General features: G+C 63.7%; 14 protein-coding genes and 2 pseudogenes. 5 read left to right on the top strand and 11 right to left on the bottom strand.

All coding sequences use genetic code 11. The annotated features are described in order from the left end of the window. Positions 1–24: 24 nt before the first annotated feature. The 8 genes from B9N93_RS21085 to B9N93_RS21050 all read right to left on the bottom strand — a co-directional run bounded on the left by B9N93_RS21085 (position 25) and on the right by B9N93_RS21050 (position 8,755). Positions 25–930, bottom strand: coding sequence for a PfkB family carbohydrate kinase (locus B9N93_RS21085; protein WP_085216399.1), 906 nt, complete (start codon positions 928–930; stop codon positions 25–27). Next, on the bottom strand, positions 927–1,787 hold the full coding sequence (locus tag B9N93_RS21080) for an HAD-IIB family hydrolase (protein WP_085216398.1): 861 nt from the start codon (positions 1,785–1,787) through the stop codon (positions 927–929). Before B9N93_RS21080 ends, B9N93_RS21085 begins: the two co-directional genes overlap by 4 nt. Next, positions 1,788–3,968, bottom strand: coding sequence for an HAD family hydrolase (locus tag B9N93_RS21075; RefSeq protein WP_085216397.1), 2,181 nt, complete (start codon positions 3,966–3,968; stop codon positions 1,788–1,790). 147 nt (positions 3,969–4,115) lie between these two features. Next, positions 4,116–4,442 (bottom strand): PepSY domain-containing protein, encoded by a 327-nt coding sequence (locus tag B9N93_RS21070; RefSeq protein ID WP_125469150.1) that lies wholly within the window; start codon positions 4,440–4,442, stop codon positions 4,116–4,118. Between the two features lie 88 nt (positions 4,443–4,530). Beyond that, positions 4,531–5,706, bottom strand: coding sequence for a cation:proton antiporter (locus B9N93_RS21065; protein ID WP_085216395.1), 1,176 nt, complete (start codon positions 5,704–5,706; stop codon positions 4,531–4,533). 12 nt (positions 5,707–5,718) lie between these two features. Continuing rightward, positions 5,719–7,134: a H(+)/Cl(-) exchange transporter ClcA gene (gene clcA, locus B9N93_RS21060; protein ID WP_254899497.1), complete on the bottom strand. Its 1,416-nt coding sequence runs from the start codon at positions 7,132–7,134 to the stop codon at positions 5,719–5,721. After that, positions 7,131–7,724 (bottom strand): hypothetical protein, encoded by a 594-nt coding sequence (locus tag B9N93_RS26510; RefSeq protein WP_254899496.1) that lies wholly within the window; start codon positions 7,722–7,724, stop codon positions 7,131–7,133. The genes clcA and B9N93_RS26510 overlap by 4 nt, the downstream gene beginning before the upstream one ends. A 401-nt stretch (positions 7,725–8,125) precedes the next feature. After that, a complete protein-coding gene (locus tag B9N93_RS21050) occupies positions 8,126–8,755 on the bottom strand; it encodes a DUF2490 domain-containing protein (RefSeq protein WP_254899495.1) in 630 nt (209 codons plus the stop codon). 409 nt (positions 8,756–9,164) lie between these two features. Here B9N93_RS21050 and B9N93_RS21045 point away from each other — a divergent pair, with 409 nt between their 5' ends. Further along, positions 9,165–9,722, top strand: coding sequence for a MarR family winged helix-turn-helix transcriptional regulator (locus B9N93_RS21045; protein ID WP_217807377.1), 558 nt, complete (start codon positions 9,165–9,167; stop codon positions 9,720–9,722). Here the strand turns inward: B9N93_RS21045 and B9N93_RS21040 are convergent. The 3 genes and pseudogenes from B9N93_RS21040 to B9N93_RS21035 all read right to left on the bottom strand — a co-directional run. Beyond that, positions 9,719–9,850, bottom strand: a pseudogene (locus B9N93_RS21040) (IS1 family transposase); the annotation flags it as partial. The gene B9N93_RS21045 and the pseudogene B9N93_RS21040 sit on opposite strands and share 4 nt — an antisense overlap. Further along, positions 9,851–9,964 (bottom strand): annotated as a pseudogene (locus tag B9N93_RS26505) (IS1595 family transposase); the annotation flags it as partial. It lies immediately after the preceding pseudogene. Positions 9,965–10,141: 177 nt separating this feature from the next. Then, the gene (locus B9N93_RS21035) at positions 10,142–11,749 is read right to left on the bottom strand and encodes a glycoside hydrolase family 5 protein (RefSeq protein WP_217807376.1); all 1,608 of its coding nucleotides are present in this window, start codon (positions 11,747–11,749) and stop codon (positions 10,142–10,144) included. A 160-nt stretch (positions 11,750–11,909) separates the two neighbouring features. Between B9N93_RS21035 and B9N93_RS21030 the strand changes: the two genes are divergently transcribed. The 4 genes from B9N93_RS21030 to B9N93_RS21015 all read left to right on the top strand — a co-directional run bounded on the left by B9N93_RS21030 (position 11,910) and on the right by B9N93_RS21015 (position 18,422). After that, positions 11,910–14,816 carry a hypothetical protein gene (locus B9N93_RS21030; RefSeq protein WP_085216391.1) on the top strand — a complete coding sequence of 969 codons (2,907 nt, stop codon included), beginning with the start codon at positions 11,910–11,912 and terminating at the stop codon, positions 14,814–14,816. A gap of 170 nt (positions 14,817–14,986) precedes the next feature. After that, entirely contained in the window at positions 14,987–15,862 is an 876-nt protein-coding gene (locus B9N93_RS21025; protein ID WP_125469148.1) for a 2OG-Fe(II) oxygenase, read from the top strand. Positions 15,863–16,070: 208 nt separating this feature from the next. Next, positions 16,071–17,705 (top strand): alkaline phosphatase PhoX, encoded by a 1,635-nt coding sequence (locus B9N93_RS21020; RefSeq protein ID WP_085216390.1) that lies wholly within the window; start codon positions 16,071–16,073, stop codon positions 17,703–17,705. A 201-nt stretch (positions 17,706–17,906) separates the two neighbouring features. Next, a complete protein-coding gene (locus B9N93_RS21015) occupies positions 17,907–18,422 on the top strand; it encodes a hypothetical protein (protein WP_085216389.1) in 516 nt (171 codons plus the stop codon). The last annotated feature ends 69 nt before the right edge of the window (positions 18,423–18,491 follow it).

Genomic DNA, 18,491 nt, shown 5'->3' with positions numbered 1-18,491 from the left:
GGGGAGCGGGATTCGGGGTGTCGATCATGCGGCTCGCCAAGCTTCGGCGAAGGGCCGGTAGAAGTCCGGGTCGGCCACCGTCGCGCCGCGCAGCCCCACCACGCCCGAGGCGAAGTCCTGCGCTCTTTCCAAGCTCAGGGCCAGCGGCCAGCCACGCAAACGGCCCAGCAGGAACACCGCGCTGAAGGCATCGCCCGCCCCGACCGTGTCCACCACCGGACCCGCCAGCGACGGCCTGACGGTGGCCCGTTCGCCCGCGTTGCCCAGGGCCAGGGCACCCTCGCTCCCCTGGGTCAAGACGAGGTAGCGCAGGAAATGCGCCTCCAGGAAACGCCGCGCCTTCCGCTCCGGCAGGTCGCAGCCGGGCACCAACACGGCCAGTTCGTCCCCGTTGAGCTTCAGCCAGTCCGCCCCGGCCGTCCAGCGGAGGATTTCCCCGGCCCGCCACCACGGTGGCCGCAGGTTGACATCCATGAACACGGGGCAATCCAACTGCCGCGCCAAGGTTTCCAGCGCGCGCCGGGAAACCGGCTGCCTGAGCGCCAGGCTACCGTGGTAGAGGAAGGCCGGAGGATCGATGAGCATCCGCCCGTCCCCGCCGTCGATGAAGTCGTAGGCTTGGTCGGGCAGGATTTCATAATGGGGCTCGCCATCCCGGAACCCGACCCACACGGTGCCGGTGGGATGGACCGGGTCGGTTTCCAGGCCCGCGACATCCATCCCCCAGCCCGCCATGGCGGCGCGGACCACCCCGCCGGACGGGTCGTCGCCCACCCGGCTGATGAGCAGCGGGTCTTCGCCCAGGCCGCGCAAATGCCAGGCCACATTGAAGGGCGCGCCCCCCAATACCATGCGGCCATCGGGGAAGCGGTCGAACAGGACTTCGCCGAAGATGACGGGGCGCGCCGGCCCCTTCGTGGATCGATTCATGCCAATACCTCCCGCCAGTCCAGGCTCCGGGGAATGAAATGCGCCAAGCCTTCCAGAATGCCGGCGCTGTAACAGCCGTTCATGCCGCCCATCCCGCCGGTGGCGAGATAAAGCGCCGCTGAATGGCCCAGGGATCGCGCCCGCTCGACCGCCATGGCCCGGACGCCGGATTCGGCGTTGGCGACCAACACCGAGGGAATCTCGCTTTCCAGGACTTCCATGTCGTTGCCGCTGTCCCCGGCGAAGACGGTGTCAAGGAGCGGAATCCCCAGGTCTTCGCCCAGGAAGCGCAAGGCGTGCAGTTTGCTAGCGCCCGCCGGCAATAGGTCCAGCAGCCCGGTGGCCGTGGTTTCGTCGATGCTCCAAATCAAATGGCACGCGGCCCCTGTCGCCCGCAGCCGGGCGCGGACGGCTGCGAGCAGTTCGGCGGGGTCGGCCAGGGCTTCGGCGTAATAGCTGAGCTTGAGGGGCGCTTGCTTCTCCGGTTCCTGTAGCCGCAACCCGCCCAGGTCGGCCAGGGCGCGGGCCAGGTCGGCGCGGGTTCGCCCCTCCCAATCCCCGGCGATGCGGGCTTGCCAGTCGGCCCGGTGGGTCCAGGTCCGGCCCCGGACCGCGTACAGGCTGGCCCCCACGTCGCCGATGACGAAATCCGGCGTCGGCAGGCCGTAGTCGGCGATGGCTTGCTCGACCAGGGCGCGGTGGCGGCCGGTGACATAGGCGAGGACCACCTCGGGCCGGGCCGCCAAGCGGCGGAAACGGGGGCGGGCCTCGGGCGACTCGGCCTGTGCGCCGTTCGGCAGCAGCGTCCGGTCCAGGTCCGTCGCCAGCAGGATGCGTTCTCCGGTCGCTGGAATCATTCAGCCGTCCACCGGGCCGGGCGCGGCGCAAGCGCCGTAGAAATCGTAATATTCCATCGCTTCGAGTATCCCCTTGGCATGGCCCGCCCGCGCGAAATAGACCCGCTCCACGTTGGCCAGGGTGGTGATGAGTTCGTCGTGGCGGCGGTTCTCCACCACCACCGCCAGGGTGTTGCCGCGCATCATGTCCTCGTCGGCCCCGGACCCGCCGGCCACCAGGATGCGCTCCAGCGGGATGCCCCAGCGGTCGGCGCACCAACGCACCGCGAAGCCCTTGGAGGCCCGGACGGGTACCACGTCCAGGCGGGTGCCATAGGACAGCGTGGCGTTGACCGTCTGCTCGGTTTGCCGGAGCAGGGAGTGGATATCCTGTAGCGGGGGCGCTTCCTGCGGGTCGTATTGATAGCTGACGTTGAAACGTCCCTGTTCGCTCTTGGGCAGGTATCGGAGTCCCGGCACCTCGTCCAGCGCCGCCCGCACGGCGTCGCGGGTCCAGAGGTGGTCGATGTGCTGTTTCCAGACCCGGTCCTTCTCCAGTTCCGGCGCGTAGTAAATCTCCGAACCCATGCCGGTGATCAGCACGTCCGGGACCGGGATGCCGTATTTCCGCATCACCTTCAGCGCGGAGACCAGGGAGCGGGCGGTGGCGATGCCGAAGCTGGCGAGTTTGCGGTGCCGCCGGATCGTCTCGACGAATTCCGCGAGCGATTCCCGGTCGCCCAGGAGGGTCCGGTCCAGCGTGGTGAATATCGCCCGGTCGTGGTACAGCATGGGGTTGTGGGCCAAGGGTGGGTGGGGCCGTACCGGGCGGGCTTGCTCCAGGAGCGGGCGCACCGCTTCGAGATAACTTTCGGCGTGGGCATGCCAGGAATAATGCCGCACCACGCCCTCGATGCCCGCCTGCGAAAACCCCTCCCAGACCACCCCGTCGCGCAGCACCGTCAACAGCGCCTGGGCCATTTCGGCGGCGTCCAGGGGATCGACCAAATAGCCATTGCGGCAATTGCCGATGATATCCCTGGGGCCGCCGTCCGAGGTGGCGACGAGGGGCAGGCCGCAGGCCGCCGCCTCGATGAGGGTCAGGCCGAAGGGCTCGGTCAGCGCCGGATTGACGAACACCCCCCGCCCGGCCGCCGCCAGCCGGTACAGCATGGCGACATCTTCGCGTTGGTGGTGTTTGGGATAGGCCACCCGGCCATAAAGGTCGTAGCGGTCGATATCCAGCAGCAAATCGGCGAGGACGTTGCGCGCGCCGGTGTCCAGATCGCGGATATCGTCCCGGTTGCCGGCCACCACCACCAGGTTGGCCAGCGCCTGTAGCTCGGGCGATTCGCCGTAGGCTTGCACCAGGGTGGCGATGTTCTTGCGTTCGTCCGGCCTCGAAATGGCGAGGATCATCGGTTTGGTCGGATCGGCCAGGAATCGGGCCAGTTCCAGGGCGATGGGCGCGGAGCGCTCGACGCCGTCCGGGGGCGTGAAGCGGTCCAGGTCGGTGCCGGGTGGTATGACCCGCATGTACTGGGGCTGGTATTGCTCGTAGAGCCCGTATTGTTCCTCGATCTCGTTGTGGGTGGAGGCGATCACCAAGGAGGCGGTGCCCAGCGTCAGTTCCTCCGCCTCCACCCGTCGCGCCATGTGGTAGCGGGTTTCGATCAGGTCGCGGGCCAGGCCCGAGGCCAGCAGGCGGCTACGCTTGACCCGGCCCAGGGAGTGCCCGGTATGCACGAGTGGCACGCCGAACAGGCTGGCCAGGCGGCGACCCACATAGCCCGCGTCGGCATAATGGCTATGTACGAGGCTGGGGGCCGGGCCGTTGGCGCGGAGGAAGGCCAGGGCGTTGTCGGCGAAGGAATCCAGGTGGTCCCAGAGTTCCTCCTTGCGGATATAGCCGTCGGGACCGGCGTCGATGCGGACGATCCGTGCCTTGGGGCCGAGGCTTTCCAGGGGCTCCGCATAATCCCGGCTCACCAAGGGATCGACCACGCGGCGGGTCATCAGGTCCACTCGGCCTACTTCCGGCAACGCGGCCAACGCCCTGGCCAATTCGACGACGTAAAGGGTTTGCCCACCGGTGTCGGCGTCCCGCCCCAGTTCGAGGTCGTGGCCGCGGATAAGGCCATGCACGCTGACGAGGACAAAATAAAGCGGGTTGGGGTCCATTTCGCCATAACAAGGTTTCATGGGAATATCACGAATATCATATATATTGGTTTGAAAAGCCCGGTTTATCGCCAACTTTAACGGATCAAACTCCGTTTCCTGCCTTGCCAAGGCGGGGTTTCTAGGCCGCGGTCCGGGCCATGATCGGGTGGCGCTTGCGGGCGGCGATTAGTCCAGTTTCAACGTGTCGGTGATTTCCATGGTTTCGGGATTGCATAGAACGGCCCACATGGTTTTGTTTTGATCTTGGATTTCGAACCTATACCGCAACCCCTTGGCCGAGTTCTCGGCCTGGAAATGTATGGCCACCCCCGGAAGGGCTTTCAACGCCGCTGACTTGCAAAGTTCGATGGTCGCCTTGTTCCGAAGCAAAGGATATTGGTAAATCGCCGGGCCGCGGGCATCCATAGTGCCTGCCGCCTCCTGGGGAAATAATGGGATAACCCATGCTAGGAACGCCGCCATGACCCCAATTTTCCGGGTATTCGCCATCATGCTCCTCTCCAATTTTGGAAGTTCCCTGATAAATCTTTGATCAATGGTATAGGAAACCCTTGCCCCGATAGACGGAACCGGGAAAGCCTCAAGCTATTTCCCTTTCCCGCCGCAACCTGAGCGCCAGGGCCGGGAACAGCAACACGGTGAGCATGGCGGCGCTGAGCAATACCACCGCGTGTTGGGGCGCCATCAAGCCGGACGATACCCCGAGTTCGGCGATTACCGCGATCAGGGGCAGGCCGGTCGCGGAGTACAGGGCGAAGGGCAGCCGGTCCGCCGGGGCGAGTTCCGCCCGGTAGAGCACCACGGGCGCGCCCCGGACCAGCAGGAACAGCGCCAGGAGGACGATGATTTGCACCGGCACCAAGGGGCCGCTCCATAGCGCTTCCAGGTCGAACCGCATGCCCACCCCGATGAAGAAGATGGGGATGAGGAACCCATAGCCGATGGCGTCCAACTTCTGGCGCAACAGGTTCCCGGGTTCGTCCCGGCTCACCAGCCCAACCACCATGCCGGCGGCGAAAGCCCCCATGACCACGTTGAGGCCGATTTGCGCGGCCAGCGCGACCAACAAAGCTTGGAGCAGGACGCACAGCCGGACCGGCAATTGGCCGCTGCCTTCCATTGTCCGGGCCAGTCGCGCCAGCGTGCCCGAGGACAGCATGTGGAAAGCCACATAAGCCGAGCCGAGGGACACCGCGACGAAGAACAACATGAACAAGGTGTGCAGGACCGTCGGATGGGTGGGGGCGAGCAGCAGGGACATGAACACCATCGGGGCGAACTCGCCCATGGTGGCCGCCGCTAGCAGCCAGCCGCCGAAATCGGTGTTCCATTCCCCGGAATCCTTCAGGATGGGGGACAGTACGCCCAGGGCCGTGGTGGACAGGGCGATGGCCGCCAACAGCGGCGGGGCTTCGATGAGCCCGGCGCTGGACAGCAGCAAGGTGCAAGCCATCGCCACCAGGAACGAGAGGAACCACCCGCCCACCGCCAAGGCCAGTAGCCTGCCCCGGATCATCCAGACATCGATCTCGATGCCAACCAGGAACAACAAGAAGGTCAGCCCGAGTTGCCCCAGGGTTCCGACCACCCCGTCGGGACTGGCCCAATGCAGCACATGGGGACCGATGAGGATGCCGAGCAATATCTCGACCACCACGATAGGCGGGCGGAACCGCGCGGGCAGTTCCATCGCCAGGGGCGCGAGGGCCGCTATCAAGGTGACAATCAACAAACCGGGATCGTAGGTGGCTTCCATGGGGGACTCCTTCTAGGTGTGGTCGGGATCGGAAATCTCGGTGCCGCGTCCGACTCCCTTGGCGAGATCGCGCTGGAACAAGGCTTCATAGATCGGCGTGTCATGCAGCCAGTCGGCGACCATCCAGGCTGTGAAGCAGGCGACGAGCAGCGGCAGGATCAAAGCATAGTTACCGGTCATTTCGATCATCAGCACCACGCCGGTCAAGAGCGCCCGCACGCTTCCGGTGAAGAACGATGCCATCCCCGCGACGGCGAAGACATAGGGTTCGATCCGCCCCCCCGGAAACAGTTGGATCGCCCATTGGCCCATCTCCAGGCCCACCAACGCGCCCAGCACCAGGATCGGCGCGAAGATGCCCCCGGCGGTTCCAGTGCCATAACTGCCGATGGTCAGCGCGAAGCGTGCCAGGAAGTAGTACAGGATGGATGCCGCGGCCAGGGGATGGCCGTCGATGACCCGGCCGGCGAAGGATTGGCCACCGCCCAGCACTTCGGGTGCCAGCCAGCCGCAAAGGCCCAGCGCCATGCCCCAGATTACCCACCATGCCTGATACCATCCCGCCGTCCGTGCCGAGACCCGCTGGGCGGCTAGTACGCAGCGATTGAACACAACGCCCAGGACGCCGCAGGCCGCGCCCAGGGGAACGAAGGCGGGCAATAATTCCAAGGCGGGGGTCGAGACGGGCGGCAGGCGGAAGACCGGGTAGTCGCCCAGGAAGGCGCGGCAAACCATGTCCGCCGTCAGGCAGGCGACGGCGGCGGCGAAGAATTCCAAGGAGGCGAAGCGCCCCTGCAATTCTTCCAATACGAACACCATGCCCGACAGCGGGGCGTTGAAAGCCGCCGACAGCCCCGCGCCGCCGCCCGCCGCGACCAGTATCCGCAACTTGTCCGGGTCCTTGGAGTAGTGGTTGCCCAACATCCAGCCCAGGGCACCGCCCATCTGCACGGTGGGGCCTTCGCGGCCCAAAGCCATGCCGACACCGATACCGATGACGCCGCTGGTGAATTTGACGATGACCGTCCGGCCCCAGGAGAAGGCGCGATAGCCCTGTAGGACCGCCTTGAGGTGGGGGATGCCGCTCCCGGAGGCTTCGGGGGCGAAACGGCGGACCAACCAGGCGGCGATGAAAACGCCGGTGCCCGAAACCGCCATCGGCACACCTATCCCCCAGCCGCCGAACCCCCGCGACCACCCGATCAAGCGGTTCCGCAAGGTCTCCACCACGTCCAGGGAAAAGTGGAATCCGACAGCGAGCAATCCCGACAGGACCCCCAACAGGATCGCCCATGGCAGCAGCCGACGGCGCTCCCGGTTCAACAGCGAGAAGCGGGCATGTTCCCGCAGGAGTTCACGGGGAATGGCCCGCCGTTCCTCGCTGTGGGCGGGGCCGCGTTTCAGGGTTAATTCGTCTCGCGCTTTCAAGGTATCCCCGCTTGTTGATGACGCTCCAACAGGAAGCCCCTCTTGCGAGGCATCAAATGAGGCACAAGCGTATTGCCTTGGAGCGGTGGTTGAATGAAATGGAAGCTGTAATGCGCGTTCCAGCCATCGTTCCGGTATTCCAGGCATCCCGACCATTCCAGGATTTTGATCTGCGCACCGATCAAGATTACGGAAGTCGCGTATATCGCCAAGCATCCTTTGAGCATTCCTCCCAACGAAAAGGCGGCGGCCCGTTGTTCCGACACCCGGAGAGAACCTGCGGGAGATTTCCGATGGTGCAGGTTTTCCAGCAATCGGGCGCGCGCATTCGGAAAGGCCGCTTCGTAGACACCCTTGGGCTCGGATATCTGATATTCCTGGCCGCTCACTTGAATCATCGCCCCATCCACGCCACGCGCATCCCCCATCGCGAGGATTTTCACCGTGCAATCGTGGCGGGGGCCTACGGCCATTCCCAGCAAATACAAGTCCCCCTTGGCATCGGGCGCTTGGAACACGCGGGCATCCTGGTCGGTGTCCGTGGCTTCGTTGTCCAAGGAAACCACGGACCAGTTCTCAAAGAGCGTCATGAGATCGCCTCCATAGGGTTCTTTGAAGAATCGACGGAGCTGTTCAAGCCAATTCCGATCCGCAATGTCCACCGTGTACAACGGAATGCGGAATACGGCGGCGAGCCAAGAAATCGCGGCAAGTCTGCCCGGTCGCGCAACATCCGGGTTTCGCATCCGTCGCAAGGCGACTGCCCCGTCAGCCCATGCCAACGGGGAATAGCCTCCGAACCCGGTCTTTCGCAGGCCGATCCTGCGTCGGCGGCAACTTCGTCGAGATTTCGCATGGCCAGTTTTCACCCATGTAGGCTCAAACAAGTTTTGGACAAAAATACTTTGATCAAACATAATTTGTCAAAACATCTGTGCCAAGATGGGTGCCAGGCTCTAACGTCCAGGTTCCTGGGTAGGTTGCGATCCCCTCAAAAGGTGAAACGCAGGTTGAATTGGACATTGTGGGTGAAGAGGTCGTTGCCGGGCCTATTGACCACGTATTGGCCCAGATAGCCCAGGTCGGCACCCATCCGCTGGGTGAACTGGAAGCCCAGGCCCGCGAAAGCGCGGTTCTCGCTGAATCCGGTGGGACCGAAGTGGTTGGTGTTCAGATAGCCCAAAACCTCGTCGCCGACGTAGACGCCGAGGTCGTCATGGATGAACCGAAGGGGATAGTTGAGTTGCAACATCTGGCGCGCCCGCACGCCCAGGTTGCCGGTCGTCTGGTTGATCCGTTGTTCAAGCCGGCTGCGGCTGGTGAGCTTGAGGTCTCCGAACGCGGAGATCCAAAGGAAATCCTCGTAGGGCCTGCTTTCCTGGAAGGCCAGCTTATCGAGGGGATGAATCCAGTCATGGACGTATCCCAGCCAAACGCTGGCATGGTCATTGATGGCGTAGCCGAGTTGGGAGAACAATAGATTCTCCGAGAACCGGAATCCCTCCGGGCTGTCATCCCGCAACCGGGTTTGCTCCAGGAACTGCCAGCGGAAATCCTTCAGTCGCGGGGACAGCGCCCCGAAATGACCGGAAAGCGTGACCGAGTCCCAGTTTCCGGCCATGTTGTTGGTCGCGGCCAAGCCAGCCGGCGCATGCGCACCCCACAATCCTGCGAGCATGAGCCAAGCGCCGACTTTAAGCCTACTCCGCAGGGGAGGTAGCGCTGCCGGCATCCTGGGATTGCGGATGAGCTTCATCATGGAGTGTGCCTCAACAATATTTGTACAAAATTAATTTGGTCAAATTGTTTACCAAGGAACATGCCAAAAAGCCAAAGCCCCTCAAATTCCTGGCATCCGCCAAACTTCCACCGGATAATTCCCCGCGTCTTGGTGAACAAAAGCACCTTGGAATCCATGGTGGGGCGGTTTAAATCAACCCATCAAGGACCGGAAGCTTGAAGATTCCCGAGCAACCGGGAGGATGGGAACATGGTGGGCTTTTTGCGAACGCTGGAAGAGGGGAGTAACTTTGGATATTGACAACGGAAAACAGGCCGGCCTGTCTGGACAGGAGGAGCCGGTCTTATGGCCGCATGAAGCCTTGAAGCGCTTCCGTATGATTTTTCGCGCGGTTCAGCAGCACACCCAGTGGGTGGAATCTTGCACCGGAGTCACCTGTGCCCAACTCTGGGTGATGTTTGAAATATCCAGGAATCCGGGACTCAATGTCTCCGAACTCGCACGGGTGATGGCGATCCACCCATCCACGGTGAGCAACCTATTGCCTAGGCTGGAAAAGAAAAGCTTAATCCGGCGGGAGCGGACCCCTTCGGATCAAAGGGTGGTCCGGCTTTATCTGACCGAAACAGGGCAAACCCTTGTCGATGAAGCGCCGGACCCCAAGCGGGGTTTATTGCAGCACGCCTTGTTCGAGTTGTCGGAACCCGCCTTAAAAGCGTTGACGGAAAATTTGGATGGCCTAGTCGATGCCATGCGCATCCCCGAGGACCAAGCCGCTATGCAGCCTTTGGCCGTAAGGAGCACGCCCCCCCGAAAATCGGGTAGTGTTCTGAACCTGGATGTTTAAACCAAAAATCCAAACTCATATCTGTTGATGAAAAGGCCAATTACGATATCGTGCATCGTTTCTAGCTTGGAGAAGCAAATGGTCTTTCTGGCCAGCCGTTTGATCCGTGCTCGCAATGTCAAACCTGATTAGCGTCGTGCTTCAGCCAGGCGTAACCACCGCTCGGTACGTGGAGCGGTTGCCACGGCGGCGTCCAAGGTGGCTTTCAGGATGGCCTTCAAATCGAAACGCCGGTTGAAGCGGACCCCGCTTGGGTGGGAGACGGGAATGGAATGCCAGCAGAAACGGGACAGATCCGCGGCAGTGGGCGGTGTCCTGGCTGTTGTTCGGTCAGCGGTGCCACAGCATGGCACGATTCTGCCCAAGTGACCAAGACCATCCGGGCGACCGCATGGATGGCCGCCTCGCGGCCACGCGGCTCAGCGTACCGCGCAGAACCCGAACCGCACCGAGCCTCCGACGGGCACGGTGCGGTTCCAGTCCAAGCCCCGGGCCGTCAGGATGGAGCCGGACTGGGTGTAGGCCGCGTTCCATAGATTGTTGATGGTGCCCTGGACCCTGAAGCGGGTTTTCCATCGCACGGCATTGGCGGTGGTATTGACCACCGCCACGTCGGCGCAATAACCCCTGCCCCAATCGGTGGTGATCGTCACCTTGGCGGGCAGCTTTTGCACCAGGGGCGGCGGTTGGACCGGGTTGGTTTCATCGGTATCCGCGGCCGAGGCGCAACCCGGATCGTTGGGATAATCCACCCGCCCGTCGCCGTCGTTGTCCAGGCCATCCGCGCAGGCGGCGGGCGCGGGCGGCGGGTCGGCCTCGCTGTAATCGCTGGCTGCCGAACAGCCCGGATCGGCGGGATAATCGATCTTCCCGTCGGCGTCGTTGTCGAGCCCGTCGGCACAGGCGGGTGGTTGGGAGGTACCCCGCCACAGCCGGTTCAAAAGATCGAGCTTGTCCTGCCAGACCGTCTTCCAATCGTTCTGGAGGATGCCGCCGGTATCCCCGCTGTTGGGGTTCCAAGACCAATAGAACAGGTCGGTGATTCCTTTGCCGCCCAGATAGTCGATCAGGGCGTCTTGGAACGGCTTATCCTGGGCGCTGCCACCATGGCCGTAGCGCCCGCCGGTTTCACCGATGGCGATAGCGTAGCCCGCATCCCGGAAGCGGCCAAAATGCGCCTCCCAAATGGCGGGCAGGTTGCCGGGGAAATTGGCGGCACCGAAATAGGGCTGGTTATAGACATCCGGCCCATAGACATGGGGCGACAGCACCAAACGCTCGGCTGGAATCGCCAGCGGATGGCAGGCCAAGGGCTCCAGGTTGCCGCCCCACCAATGGTTGACCGAACCGCTGCACGACGGATTTTTCTCGATGCCCTCGACGAACACCAAAGCATCGGGAGCCACGCCCAACACCGCCGTAGCGGCCCGCTCCGCCGCCTTGTTCCAGTCGGTGAGGGGATCGCCGACGCCCCAGGTGGCGGCACCATGGGGCTCGTTCTTCAGGTCGATGCCGAGGAAATGCGACAAGCCCTTGTAGCGCGCGGCCATGAAGCTCAAATCGCCGATCCAGCGCTGTTCCGAATAGCTCCCGTCGTACCACAGTTCGGAAATCCCGCCGTCGCAGTCCAGACGGTGATGGTCAAGCAGGATGTAGAAGCCCTGGCGGTCGAACTCGCCCAGCACGGCGTCGAGGATTTGCAGGGAGTTCTTACCGGCGAGGTCGGGATTGAGGGCCGTGTTGATGCTGCCCACCGTCGTGCCCGCCAGGGTGGCCGGGCAGACCGGCACCCGCACGGCGTTGAAGCCCACGGATTTCATCTGCGCGATCATGGCCTTCCAATTCCTCGCCCATAGGCCGTGGGCCACATGGTCGCCGGTTTCGAAGCCGAACCAGTTCACCCCGCGCAACTGCACGGACCGGCCAGCGTTGTCGTGGATGTGGCCATTGTCAATGTAAAAAGCCTCGGCTTGCCCGGCGGCTTGGAGCAGGGACAACAGCAGTAATTTCCGGGTGATGAGCTTCATTGATTCAGCCTCTTTGGGATGGGGAGCGTCGGCGGAGATCATGCGTGGCCACTTCTGACATTCCTCTTACATGGGGAATTCCGTATCCTTGCGGGGCTGGCCGCGCCCACCCATCGGGCCAAACACGGCGTTTCGTTCCCCTTACATCCGTTCCCGCGCCATGCCTCATCCCCCGGCCCCCGCCAAATTCATGCCTCCGCGCCTGCGCCACGCCCATCCCCGCCAGCGGCTGTTCACCGCCCTGGACCACGCCCGCGCCGGGTGTTCCACCCTATGGATCGACGCTCCGCCCGGGGCGGGTAAATCGGTGCTGGCGGCGGGCTATATGGAAGCGCGGGGCGGAACCGGGTTATGGTTCCAAATCGACGCGGGGGACAGCGATCCGGCCACGTTCTTCCACTACCTGGGCTTGGCGGTCCGGCACTCGGTGCCCGGCACCCCCGGCCTGCCCAAATTGGGCCCGGAATATGCCCAGGGCAAGGCTGCCTTCGCCCGCAACTTCTTCCGGGAACTGTACGCCCGGCTGCCCGCGCCTTTCATCGTGGTGTTCGACAATTACGAGGCGCTCCTTGCCGACAGCCCGCTGCATGAATTGCTGCGGCTGGGCCTTGAGGAAATCCCGCCGGGCGGAGTGGTGCTGGTGTTGAGCCGCGCCGCGCCGCCCGCCGCCATGGCCCGCCTGCGGGTCCATCGGGCCATGGCATGCCTCGGCTGGGACGCTCTACGCCTGGACCTGGCCGAAACGGCGGCCCTGGCCCGGATCGCGGGCCACGACCTGGACGAAGCCTCAACCCAACGACTGCACGCCCGCGCCGAAGGTTGGGCCGCCGGCACCGTCCTGCTGCTGGACCGGGCGGAGCCCCCCGCTTGCGGCGGCCCGCTCGACCGGCAAGGGGCCGAGACCTTGTTCAATTATTTCGCGGCGGAAATCCTCGCCACCGCCGAACCTGCCCGGCGGGACTTCTTATTGAAAAGCGCCTTGCTGCCGCGGATGGAATTGGCGGCCATCGCCCACCTGACCGGCCATCCCGATCCGGCCCGGGAGTTCGCCGCCCTGGCAGCCCGCAACGGCTTCGTCCACCAGTTGTCCGACGGGCTCCACCAATACCATGGGTTGTTCCGGGAGTTCCTGCTGGCGGCGCTCGGGGAGGCGATGGGCCAAGACGAACTGCTCCGTTTGCGGCGGCAAGCCGCCCGGTTATTGCTTGAAATGGGGGAATTCGAGGAAGCCGCCCGGCTCCTGGTCCTGACCCGTGATGCGGACCGCTTGGAAGCCTTGATTCTCGACCAGGCGGCTGAATGCCTGGTGCAGGGCCGGGACAGGGTTCTCGCGGCTTGGATCATGGACCGCTTGGCGCTGGGGGGTGGCGCCACGCCCTGGCTGGGGTATTGGCTGGGTTTGTGCCGCTTGCCCTACGCGCCCGACGAGGCGCGGCCCCTGTTGGAGGAAGCTTATGCGGGCTTCGTCCGGGCTGGCGAATCCAAGGGCCGTTACCTGGCGTGGTGCGCCATCGTCGATACCTTCATTTTCGCCGATGGCCAGTTCGCGCCCCTGGATCATTGGATCGGGGAGGCGGAGTCCCTGTCCGCCGATCACCCCGCGCCGGACCGCGCCATCGGGGATCGGTTCGCATCCCGCATGTTCCTGGCCTTGATGCGGCGGCGACCGGAACCGGCCTTGATCGACCCTTGGCGCAACCGGGCCTGGGACATCGCCTTGCATGGCGGGGACACGGCTTTGCGGATCGAACTGGGGGGCTTCCTGCTGATTTATGAGGCATGGTGGCTGGGCCATCTGGACCGGGCCACGGCGTTGCTCGACTCCCTGCGGCCCTTGCTCGGGCCGGAGCGGGCGGCACCGCCGTTCATCCGCATCGCCTGGGGCACGATGGCCTCCGGCCTGCTGGCCATGCGCGGTGAAAACGAGGCTTGCCTGGGGTGGGTGCGGGAAACCCTGGCCCTCGCGGAAACCAGCGGCGTGCATGCCTGGGACCAACTCCTGTGTAGCCAGGCGTTGTTCGCCCTGCTGTCCTCCGGCCAGATGGAACAGGCCGATGGATTCCTGGCGAGGATGGCGGCCCGGCTGCCGACGGCGCGGGGAATGGAACGGGCTGTCTACCACTACTTCATGGCTTGGCGCTACGACTGCCAGGGCGACGCAGCTACGGCGCTGCCCCATGTGGAAGCGGGCCTCGCCCTGTGCCGAGGGGCGGGCTATCCATTCCCCGCAGCCATCTTCGGCTTGGACCATGGCCGGGTCGCATTCCACGCCGGGCAACGGACGGAGGGCAAACTCCTGGTGCGGGAAGCGGCGGCGGCAGGCCGGGCCATGGGCGCTGAACTCCTGGATTACCGGGCCGCCCTGGCCGAGGCGGAATTCGCCCTGGGCGAGGGGGACGAACCGGGTTGCCTGGCCGCCCTGGCCCATGCCCTCGCGACAGGCCGGACCCGCCAATTCCGCAACCACGCCTGGTGGCATCCGCCCACCATGGCGAAACTCTATGCCACCGCGTTGGAACAGGACTTGGAAACCGGCTATGTGACCGCCATGATCCGCCAGCGCGGCTTGGCCTGCCCGGAAGACCGCGGTTGGTTGGAGGCATGGCCTTGGGCGGTGAAGGTCCGCACCCTGGGCGGGTTGGCCATATGGCTCGACAATCGGCCCGTGGACCTGGCCGCCAAACTGAGAACCAAGCCCATGGAACTCCTGATCGCCCTAATCTGCCACGGGGGACGGGCCGTTCCCGCCGAGCGCTTGGCGGAACTGCTATGGCCCGACACGGACGGCGATAAGGCGCTCAATGCCTACCATGTCACCCTCAAACGGTTGCGGGAATGGTTGGGCGGGGAGGTGCTGATCCAACGGGGCGGACAACTGTGGCTCGACCAGCGGCACTGCTGGGTGGATTGTTGGACATTCATCCGGGGACTGACCGCGCCCGGCGGCAACGACCGCTGGCTGGCCCTCTACCGGGGGGACTTCCTGCCCGATAACGAATCACCCCATGTCATGGGTTTCAGGGAGTGGCTGAAGATTCGCCACCGGGCCGCCGTGCGGAAGCAATGATCTTGTGATCCTGCCACTATTCCACGGCGTAGAATTGATTTTCGGGAACCTTGCAACATGGCGCGATTGCCCTGGGTAGGGTTCCGGTACACACTGAAGCGTGTACCCCGGTACGACGCAAGGCGATGATTCGCTTGGACCCGCCTTGCATGGGGAATGAAAACGCTCTCATGGGACAAATAAGCGTGGAATTGCCATCGATTTCGTTGAAAGGGATTCCCGACCCGTGGTTGGATTGGATCGCCACCAACCTGGCGCGGGGCTGCGCGGCGGCGGAATTGACCGCCATCCTGGTCGCCAATGGCTTCGAATCCAGGTTGTCCGCCCGCGTCGTCGCCGAATTGGGGCGGCGGCCCCAGGCGGACGGACCCGCCCCACCACCGCCCGCCCCGGTCCATTCCGGCGTTCAGGCCAACCAAGCCCGGCTATCCGATAGGAGCGTGCGGGTCTTGGCCCGCATGGAACGGCCCCAACTCCTGCTCCTCGGCGGTTTCCTCGATCCCGAGGAATGCGCCGAACTCATCGCGCTCTCCGCCGCCAAGCTGGCCCGTTCCACCGTGGTCGATCCCGTCACCGGGGGCGAGGACGTGGTGGCGGGGCGGTCCAGCTCTGGCACCTATTTCCAGGTCGCGGAAAATGCCCTGGTCGCCGTTCTGGACCGCCGCATCGCCGAATTCACCGGGATTCCCCAGAACCATGGCGAGGGCGTCCAAATACTGCATTATGGCTTGGGTGGCGAATATCGCCCGCATTACGATTATTTCCCGGAGTCCGATCCCGGTAGCGCCGCCCATTTGGCGCGGGGCGGGCAGCGCGTCGCCACCTTGATAATCTATTTGAATGCGGTGGAGGCGGGTGGTGAAACCTTGTTTCCCAACGCCGGTGATTTCCGGGCCATCCCCCAAACGGGCCAGGCCGTTTATTTCCGCAATTGCGATACAGGAGGCCGTCCCGATCCAGCCAGCCTGCATGGGGGAGCGCCAGTATTGGCGGGGGAAAAATGGATCGCCGTGAAATGGCTGCGGGAACGGCCTTATGTCGGTTGAATTCCACCATGATAGGTGCAATTAAACCAGTATGTTCTAGTTCAAATAAACCATTTAATCCCCTTGTCATCATTATTTAAATACGGCGTCATATCCTGGTTGTTCCGCTGTCATCTGGGTTTTTTATATTTCCTGATATTCGAGGGGCGACCCGTGCCTAACCGGGTTTTCCATCGAATCTAACCGGATATCAAACCAAAGGTGAAGTATGAAATACCCGATGCACGCCCTTTCCGCCGCCTTGATGCTGGCCATGGGTGCCGCCGCGCAAGCCGCCCCCTACGCCCTGACTGCCGTGGCTTCCGCCAATCCGAAAGTCCCCGGCATGGTCCAGCCCAACGCGCTGTCCAAGGAATTGGCCCAGCATATCGCCGCCACCGGTGCCATGGCCCTCGAAAACGGCTCGGCGCTGACCAAGCTCTACGGCTACAACGACAATGGCCCGCTGATCCCGCTGGCCGCCGCTCCCGGCACCGAAGCCAGCAAGACCGAGCCGGATAAGAACACCTACCTGGTACTGACCGGCCAGCACGGGGCCGATGCCCACTACGACTACGGCACCCATTTCATCTTCCAAGGCCATGAAACCGGCACCGCCGGCTATATCACCCGCGTCAACCTGGACGCCGATCCGGCCCACCGCATCACCCTGTTGGCCGACCAGGACGTGAATGGCCTGCCCTTGCCGACCTTCGACGGCTCCACTTGGTATCCCTTCTCCGGCAAGTTGCTATTCACCGCCGAAGGCAGCCTGGGCGGCGGCGTGTGGCAGGCCGACGCCGACTACACCGGCACTTCCACCGCCGAAGGCTTGACCGGCATCCTGGGCCAGGGCGGCTACGAAGGCATCCAGGCCGACAGCGATGGCAACCTCTGGATCGTCGAGGACGCCGGCGGCTCCTCCGGTACCGCCAACCCCCACGCCAAGCAGCCCAACAGTTTCGTCTTCCGCTTCGTCCCGACCGACAAGACCAACCTCAAGGCGGGCGGCGTGCTGCAAGCCCTACAGGTCGTCAACGCGGGCCATCCGGTGGTCTTCCACCCCGGCCAGAAGGACCAGGATATCCTGTCCGACGACATGCTGGCCCTGCATACCTATGGCAAGATGTTCAAGACCCAGTGGGTCACGGTCCACAACACCGCCACTGACGGCACCGCGCCGTTCAATGCCAACGCCGCCGCGAAACTGGCCGGGGCCACCCCGTTCAAACGCCCGGAAAACGGCGTGTTCCAGCCCGGCACCGGCTTCAAGCACTTCTATTTCACCGAGACCGGCGACACCAATCAATTGACGGAAGCCGGCGAGAACTACGGCGGTTTCGGTGGCCTGTTCGTGCTGTCGCAGCCGGATGGCCCCTCCGCCAACACCGGCCGATTGAAACTGTTCTACCGCGGCAACGCGGCCCACACCGGCTTGGATAACATCACTTTCCTGACCAAAACCCAGGTCGTCGCCGTAGAGGACGCGGGCGATGCCCTACACGTCCAGCGCAACGCCCTGGATTCGGCCTATGTGTTCGATACCATGGTCGATTACGGCACGGGTGCCGATCCCGTCCGCGTCATCGCCGAGGGTCGCGACGCTTCCGCCACCCTGGATTCCGCCGCCAACGATGGCAAGTCCCAGGGCATCGCGGCCTTCGCCGCCTTCCAGAACGAAGGCGACAACGAAATCACCGGCATCCATGTCTCCGACGGCGACCCGGATGTCGATGGCATCCTGGGCGTGAAGCCGCCGATGCCGTTCCGTCAGGGCTGGCGCTTCTTCTGGACCCAGCAGCACGGCGACAACACCCTGTGGGAAGTCGAACCGGCCCGCCCGGTCGCCGCCTACGTCAAATAAGCCGGATTTCCCGGCACCCCCGGTGCCGGGTTTGCGCCTACAACCCGGCGGGGCTCCGGTCCCGCCGGGCTGTCCCGCTTTTATCGGTCATTCACGCAACCTACATCCCAGCTTCACAGCTTTGTAAAGCCTTTGCTGTCCAATAGCGCCGCCTCGATCCCGGCGGGCGCGAGCCATGCCCCACAGTCACGGCCAGTCTTTATGAAGCTATCGAAAATTCCCTATCCCACCGCCCTCGTCCCGGCTTTGTGCGCGTTATCCCTGTTCAGTGGCTGCGCCCATCGAAGCCCGCCTCCTCCGGCCCAGGCGTCCGCGCCCACCGCCGAGCTCAAATTCCAGGATTTCTACAAGATGCCGGTCGGGCCGCAAGGGCTGGAGCCTTCGGGGAAACTCCTGGCCCTGGAACATAAACGGGTGCGTATCGCCGGTTACATGGTCCACGAGGAGGAACCCACCCCCGGTTTATTCATGCTGGCACCGGTCGCCGTGAATATCCCCGAGAAAGAGGATGGCCCTTCCGACGATCTGCCCGGCTCGACCCTGTTCGTACATCTGCCGGCGGATTATGCCGACAAAGTTCTGTCTTTCCGCCCAGGGCTGTGGGAATTGGTCGGGCGTTTGGAGTTGGGTGCCAAGGAGGAAACCAATGGACGGGTCTCGTATACCCGGTTGTTTATCGATGAGTTGACGCCTCCTAGCGCGGCGGCGCGGCAATGATCGGTGGTGTACCCAAATGTCATTTTTTTGAATCAAGTCCTAGGGTTGATAATCCATAACATATAGATG

The sequence above is a fragment of the Methylomagnum ishizawai genome, assembly GCF_900155475.1.
Classification (GTDB): domain Bacteria; phylum Pseudomonadota; class Gammaproteobacteria; order Methylococcales; family Methylococcaceae; genus Methylomagnum; species Methylomagnum ishizawai_A.
This window is presented reverse-complemented; position numbering and strand designations above follow the sequence as displayed.